This is a genomic window from Methanosarcina spelaei (genome assembly GCF_002287235.1).
GTDB classification, from domain to species: Archaea; Halobacteriota; Methanosarcinia; order Methanosarcinales; family Methanosarcinaceae; genus Methanosarcina; species Methanosarcina spelaei.
The window spans coordinates 1-1,237 of sequence record NZ_LMVP01000284.1 but is presented as its reverse complement, the minus strand read 5'-3'; the positions used below and the strand labels follow the sequence as shown (position 1 = coordinate 1,237).

The following is a 1,237-nucleotide window of genomic DNA, read 5'->3' as shown; positions in this document are numbered from 1 at the left end:
TTCCACTTGGACTCGTCATAGTTCTTGGCGATCAGGGCTCTCCTGTACTTGGAACTGTGGGGGCCGAGCACTGCCGGGATACCATAGATATTACATCCGGTACCTATTGAAGCAGCCTTTTGGGAGAATGCACCCCATGCAAGTCCGCATGCACCTACACGGTTGAGCACGTAGTCCGCAACTTCTGCAAGGTTCCCTGCCATGGTCCTCTGGGCAAAGATTCCGGCAACTTTCTCAGCGGCTCCAGTGATGTTTGCATTGGATACGCAGGAACCACTGTTAAGCAGTCCGCCGCCTGAGAATGTACCCGGGAACCTTTCGTAAAGGGTCTTGCCTTCTTCATCCTTGTACATACCGATGTCCATTGCGGAACATCCGGTCACGGCCAGGCAGTAGTTTCTCTTCAGGAACTCTTCGGCAATGAGGTAAACATCTTTGGTACCGGCCGGGTAGTTCGGGCATCCGATGATTGCGATGATACCTGGAGTAGTTCCCATAACGAGGTTCAGGCCTTCTTTCCTGATTTCCGCATCACTTACCTGTCCTCTGCCAGCTCTGACCCATCCTTTCTCTTCGCTGATGGCTTTTTGTGCAGCCTTCTCAATCACGCTCAGGATTGGGATTTCCTTCTTACAGACCTGTTCGCAGCGGCGGCAGCCGATACAGACATCGTGGATGGCTTCTAGGTACTCGTAGCTTCCCTTGGCTGCATACTCCATGGCTTCTGGGATGTCCTGCTCTTCTGGACAGGCCAGCAGGCATTCTCCGCACTTGGCACACTTGTCTATGTATGCCTTGAATTCCTCATCAGTCGGAATTGCTGTTATGCCTTCTGCGTCGCGGATCGGAGCCATTACCTCAGCAATTTTCGGGACGAGCTCTCCGAGCTTATCATAGTCAAGCATTACACAACCCGGAATTGCCCCGGATTTAATCTCCTCAACTATTGAATCCACGTCGGCATCGGTGCGGTCCGGCAGGCCCATCAGGATCTTTTCATTGGATGCGATCACAGGAATCTTGAGTTTCTGAGACTCAGATAACACATCACCTCGGACGCACTGTTCGTCGGTAACAATGACATCAGGCATTCCGGAGCGGATAACCTTCAGTTCCTTTGCCAGGGACCCTACGATCTTGGCATACGGCGCTCTCCTATCAGCTTCCTTGTACCTGGTCATGTCGAATGCGGTACAGCAAAGCCCGGCAATTTCCATCTTGTCGACCAGGTTGTTAT

General features: G+C 52.2%; 1 pseudogene. It reads right to left on the bottom strand.

The features are described from left to right. Positions 1–1,237: pseudogene (locus tag ASJ81_RS12930) on the bottom strand (acetyl-CoA decarbonylase/synthase complex subunit alpha); the annotation flags it as partial.